The 4,759-nt window shown below is 33.0% G+C and carries 8 protein-coding genes and 1 pseudogene; 4 read left to right on the top strand and 5 right to left on the bottom strand.

The features are described from left to right. On the bottom strand, nucleotides 1–210 hold a 210-nt coding region (locus FTT94_RS16155; RefSeq protein WP_180165448.1), incomplete at its 3' end, for a transposase. Between the two features lie 41 nt (nucleotides 211–251). Here FTT94_RS16155 and FTT94_RS16150 point away from each other — a divergent pair. Beyond that, the gene (locus FTT94_RS16150) at nucleotides 252–518 is read left to right on the top strand and encodes a hypothetical protein (protein WP_180036251.1); all 267 of its coding nucleotides are present in this window, start codon (nucleotides 252–254) and stop codon (nucleotides 516–518) included. Beyond that, nucleotides 512–1,138 carry a hypothetical protein gene (locus FTT94_RS16145; RefSeq protein ID WP_180112650.1) on the top strand — a complete coding sequence of 209 codons (627 nt, stop codon included), beginning with the start codon at nucleotides 512–514 and terminating at the stop codon, nucleotides 1,136–1,138. The genes FTT94_RS16150 and FTT94_RS16145 overlap by 7 nt, the downstream gene beginning before the upstream one ends. Nucleotides 1,139–1,376: 238 nt before the next feature. Here the strand turns inward: FTT94_RS16145 and FTT94_RS16140 are convergent, their stop codons facing one another. The 3 genes from FTT94_RS16140 to FTT94_RS16130 all read right to left on the bottom strand — a co-directional run bounded on the left by FTT94_RS16140 (nucleotide 1,377) and on the right by FTT94_RS16130 (nucleotide 2,584). Then, nucleotides 1,377–1,667 carry an addiction module antidote protein gene (locus FTT94_RS16140; RefSeq protein ID WP_070155664.1) on the bottom strand — a complete coding sequence of 97 codons (291 nt, stop codon included), beginning with the start codon at nucleotides 1,665–1,667 and terminating at the stop codon, nucleotides 1,377–1,379. A gap of 1 nt (nucleotide 1,668) precedes the next feature. Further along, entirely contained in the window at nucleotides 1,669–1,965 is a 297-nt protein-coding gene (locus FTT94_RS16135; protein ID WP_004647749.1) for a type II toxin-antitoxin system RelE/ParE family toxin, read from the bottom strand. 97 nt (nucleotides 1,966–2,062) lie between these two features. Continuing rightward, the gene (locus FTT94_RS16130; RefSeq protein WP_180105732.1) at nucleotides 2,063–2,584 is read right to left on the bottom strand and encodes a hypothetical protein; all 522 of its coding nucleotides are present in this window, start codon (nucleotides 2,582–2,584) and stop codon (nucleotides 2,063–2,065) included. Nucleotides 2,585–3,211: 627 nt separating this feature from the next. On the opposite strand from FTT94_RS16130, the gene FTT94_RS16125 reads away from it, so the two are divergent. Then, entirely contained in the window at nucleotides 3,212–3,895 is a 684-nt protein-coding gene (locus FTT94_RS16125) for a hypothetical protein (protein WP_016658768.1), read from the top strand. 5 nt (nucleotides 3,896–3,900) lie between these two features. Further along, complete coding sequence (locus FTT94_RS16120) at nucleotides 3,901–4,452, top strand: macro domain-containing protein (protein WP_000755487.1); 552 nt, start codon at nucleotides 3,901–3,903, stop codon at nucleotides 4,450–4,452. A 1-nt stretch (nucleotide 4,453) separates the two neighbouring features. Here FTT94_RS16120 and FTT94_RS16115 read toward each other — a convergent pair. Next, nucleotides 4,454–4,633 (bottom strand): annotated as a pseudogene (locus FTT94_RS16115) (type II toxin-antitoxin system death-on-curing family toxin); the annotation flags it as partial. Nucleotides 4,634–4,759: the final 126 nt, after the last annotated feature.

Below are 4,759 nucleotides of genomic sequence, written 5' to 3'. Positions count from 1 at the left end.
TAAAGATAGACGGAATAAGGATTTAATCATTAAGCAGCATTGGATAGCTGCGTCGGAGTAGGTTTGATTTCGCCCTTGTTTGCCTTTTGATGGAGCATACCATTGCGTAGCAGGATCAAACCAAATGGCAATATTTCCGCGACTCATGAGTGCTCGGTTATATGCGGGCCAATTGGTTGTGCGATAGATTTTGTGTATAGGCTTCTTCATTTGAAAATTATATCGCTGAAAAAGCCTTTACAGATAGGTTTGTGCAACAAAGCCCATGTGCAGAAACAATGCTTGAAATATTAAGACCTTATATACCTGAATTACCAATAGGGAAAGGGAAAACGGGAACGTATTATGTATATATTAGAGCAGTTACTCCTTACTGGCTTTTTGATGACTTTAAAAAAGCAGGAACACCATATAAAGTATTTCCAACAGATCCAAGTAAATATACGAAAGAAGATCCTAAAAAATTAATTAAAGAGTATGTTCCTGCAATGAATGATTTGGATTATATAAAATGGTAACTAAACATGCTTTATTGATATTATGTGTTTTTGCACTAATGGGTTGTCATGAAAAAGATAATCCTGCTGAGAACCATCAGAAGATAAATATTATTCCTAAAATTGAGAAACTTGTTATGACAAATGATGAATATGATAAAGAATATTTTGGATCTCTAAGAGATTGGATATCAGAAAATGATTTTTTGAAAATATCTGAGTATGTTATAAAAAAAGCAAAAGAAAATAATTTTCAGGATATTGATCCTGTTTTAGGAAAAAAAGAAAAAATGTATAGCAAGGATTTTAGCGATCCTTATATGTCTTATCATTATATTAATATTCCTAATTTATCTCAAACGGAAGTTTATTTGAAATATAAAAAAGATAATAATAAATTAACTTATATTTCTTTATCCTCTGGTGGACCAGTAAGCTTTATTTTGAAAAATTCAGATATAAATGTATTAAATGAATTAAAATTAAAACTATTGAAAAAAGAAAAGCTTAGTTACTCAAATCAACTAGCGGAATATCAACTGAGTGACGGAACTTTAAAGTATCAGGTAGTAGCAAAAAATACCCTAGATGATACAAGCTTACCTAAAGAATTCTATAGCTTTGATATATATATAGAATAGTTGAAAATAAAGTTTTGAGACTGTTCTAAATTTTGTGTAAATGCTTAATTTTAATTTATCATTAAAAGAATAATTACAAAAGGTACTTCACATAGAAAACAATATAAAGTCATTCGTAATTAAGTTGATTATTTTCAGTGGTTCTAAAGATTTCCTAAAATTAACATAATACACCTTATACGAAATAAAAAAAAAATGGGAGCTTTAATCTCCCATTTTTATTATATTTTTTAATATTTTAGGCGTGTTGTACTGTGAGTTTTAAGCCTAAAGCATTCACTACACGATTAATCGTATCAAAACGTGGTGCTGAATCCTGACGTAGGGCTTTGTAAAGTGCTTCACGTCCAATCCCTGCTTCTTTAGCGATTTGAGTCATGCCACGAGCTTTAGCAATTACGCCAAGGGCATGAGCTAATTCAGCTGGATCATTTTCTTCAAGAACTATGTTGAGATACATCACAATGTCTTCTTCAGTTTTGAGTGACTCAGCCATATCAAAACTTGGTAAATCAGCGACTTTAACCATTTTAATCCTCCAATGTTTTCGATAATTTGACTGCACGATCGATGTCTTGTTGTTGAGTTGATTTATCTCCTCCACCAAGCATTACAATCACTACGTCACCATGTTGGATGTAATACATCCTCCATCCGGAACCGAAGAATTCTCTCATTTCCCAAACGCCATCCTGGAGAGGTTTAATATCTCCCCAATTTCCACGTTGAACCTTATCTAATCGACGATTCAGGCGGATACGAGTCATATTGTCTTTAATGCCATCTAACCATTCATCAAATTCTGGCAGACGTTTAATTTCAATCATGAGTATTCCTTCTCTTCTCACCATATTGTATTCGATCGAATACAATATGCAAGTAATCTATACGAACATCCATTAATTTCGTATAACAGCCATTATGTTAAATCCCCTCATTCCAAGCTTTATCTAAACTTTTCAAATTATTGTATGCTTCTTCAAAATTATTTAATTTAAATGTTAAAACAGGAGATGAAAAAGGTTTTTCCCAAACTACGGATGTTACAAGGTCATGCATATTGTCCCATGCTACCCCAAATCGAATCCATTGAACCTCTGATTCAGTCACGATCTGTTCAATCATAATTACATTACAGACAAGATCTAAATCATCAGGACAAATTAAAATTGGTATGACAGTTGATACTGCACCATATTCAGAAGTTTCGGGTTTTAATAGTTTCCATGCATTACTCAAAGGAACGCTATTTTCAAAGTCATATAGCCAACCCTGTGCTGGAACGGAAGATTTTGCATCTTTAAAACTAGTGTTTTTACTTATCCATATATTTAATGGAAGCCCATCAATAGCAAAAATAGGAAATGGTTTAGTGTTTCCACTTCCATCCTGAATACATCCTTTGATAGGGTGTTCATTTAATAATGTTGCTGAAATTAAGTTCATATATTTTTTAAATACTTTAAAGATTTCCTAAAATTAACATAATAGAGCTTATACGAAATGCTTTTTAAAATATCCTTGTTTTTCATAAAGTTAAAAAATTTTCATCCCCCTGAAAAACAACAAAAAACCGACTTGGAAACAAGTCGGTTTCTTTTTAAGCAATTTTGATACTTCTTGCCAATAAAATTGATCAAAAAACATTCTTTTTTGCGTTTTTTCCTGATTTCTCAAGGGTCACAGTTCAGAAATAATCCCCAATTTCTGCGGACAACTCTTGGGATAAAATAGGCCAACTTTGTAAGCTAAAACTTACACAGATTTAAGGATTTTGCGGATTGGTAATCCAAGGCATTAGCCCTATGATGAATACATAAGGGAACTGGATGTTTCCAGAAAACAAGAATAAGAAAATAGCGCAAGGAATGGGCAGCACGAGATCAGTAAGACGAGCACCCCGATATGAAAAAGCCCGACAGGATGTCGGGCTTTTTTATGTCTTGAATCTGGATTTCGTATAAGAGATTTTATGTTAAGTGTATTTTTATATCTATAAAAAACTTTCCATATAAATGATTTATATGAAATATATGTGATAATTTGAATCTTAAAAGTATCAGAGAAGATAAAGTGGGAAAAAGTCTAAATTTAGCAAATTCAATTTTCGCAGGCTTTAATGATAAAAACGGATTAATGATTTGTGGTTATGAATGGGGTGAAGAATCACAAAGTAAGGGGCAAGAAGTTATAATAGATATGACTAAAGAATGTACCTTTTCTAATAAATCATTGCGATATGGTGATGTTGCTAAGACATGGATTAAATACGATAAAAGAATTAGAACTTGGTTTTCTATGTGGGGGCATCCTCTAAATGAGGAAGGCTTAGGCGATGCTTTCGACAAAATGATTGTACAAACTAATTGGGCTGTAGAATCAAAAAAATCTCGTTCTGCAATTCCTTTCTACAAACAAGATGAAAATGTTGATAATTTTATAGCACATATAGAAGAACTTAGACCTAAAGTAATTCTGTTTATGGGAAGTGAGCTTTTAACTAAGGTACTAAAATTTTATAAAGTAAGGGATAAATTCACTCCAATTATGGGCAATGAAATTGAAAAATTGCAAACATTAAGAATGCCTGATTATCATGGCTCATTGGCTTATATCAATAAATTTGAAAACTGCACTGTAGTTGGGTTGCCACATCCTTCTAGTGGTCGTGGAATTACAAATGAGTATATTGAATTCTGTGGATCTGAATTAAATCCTATTATTTCTCAATTTAAAAAAGATCGCGGTATTGCATAAAATTTATGAAAAAAGTCCATCTCATCCAAGCAGATATAACAGCTTTTGCTGTACATGCCATCGTTAACTCAGCAAATAAATCTTTGCTTGGTGGTGGGGGACTTGATTATGTGATTCATAAAAAAGCTGGACCATTGATGAAAGAAGAATGTGTTCGTCTAAATCAAGAAAAAGGTGGATGCCCTACAGGTCAAGCAGAAGTAACAACAGCAGGTAATCTGCCTGCTAAATACCTTATTCATGCGGTTGGACCACGATGGTTAGATGGCGAACACAATGAGCCACAATTGCTTTGTGATGCTTATAGTAATGCACTATTCAAAGCTAATGAAATTCATGCACTCACTGTTTCTTTTCCATGTATTAGTACAGGTGTTTATGGTTTTCCACCTCAAAAGGCTGCTGAAATTGCGATTGGCACTATACTCTCTATGTTGCCTCAATATGATCATGTTGCAGAAGTATTTTTTATCTGCCGAGAGGATGAAAATTATTTAATTTATAAGAATCTTTTATCGAATATCGATGATCCAAATATTCAGATTCTGATTTCTTAGTTTAAATTATCGAAAGCTCGTATAAGAATTCAGCCACAATTTTGGCTAATAATTCATGTTCTTCTTGTGATTCAACAATATCGACCATCAAATCATCTAAACCTGTTTGTTCCTGAATGGTAACACCTTGAATTTCGAGATAAGTCAGCATTACAGCTAAACCAGTTCTTTTATTACCATTGAACCGTACCGGGTTTGTCGGAGACTTTTTTATTTAAGTTAGGCCACCTGACCTAACGGGTTAATCTTATCATAGTACATTGCTTCAAACTCAAAAGGTGATACATAACCCAGTGCACTGTGTACA

The organism is Acinetobacter sp. YH12027, assembly GCF_013420085.1.
Classification (GTDB): Bacteria; Pseudomonadota; Gammaproteobacteria; order Pseudomonadales; family Moraxellaceae; genus Acinetobacter; species Acinetobacter amyesii.
The sequence above is the reverse complement of the archived record's forward strand: the minus strand, read 5'-3'. Positions and strand labels throughout refer to the sequence as shown.

Bases quoted from the DNA above. Each gene is read 5' to 3' on its own strand.
- FTT94_RS16135 (WP_004647749.1), bottom strand. From the start codon at position 1,965: ATGATTGAAATTAAACGTCTGCCAGAATTTGATGAATGGTTAGATGGC.
- FTT94_RS16130 (WP_180105732.1), bottom strand. From the start codon at position 2,584: ATGAACTTAATTTCAGCAACATTATTAAATGAACACCCTATCAAAGGA.
- FTT94_RS16140 (WP_070155664.1), bottom strand. From the start codon at position 1,667: ATGGTTAAAGTCGCTGATTTACCAAGTTTTGATATGGCTGAGTCACTC.
- FTT94_RS16145 (WP_180112650.1), top strand. From the start codon at position 512: ATGGTAACTAAACATGCTTTATTGATATTATGTGTTTTTGCACTAATG.
- FTT94_RS16120 (WP_000755487.1), top strand. From the start codon at position 3,901: ATGAAAAAAGTCCATCTCATCCAAGCAGATATAACAGCTTTTGCTGTA.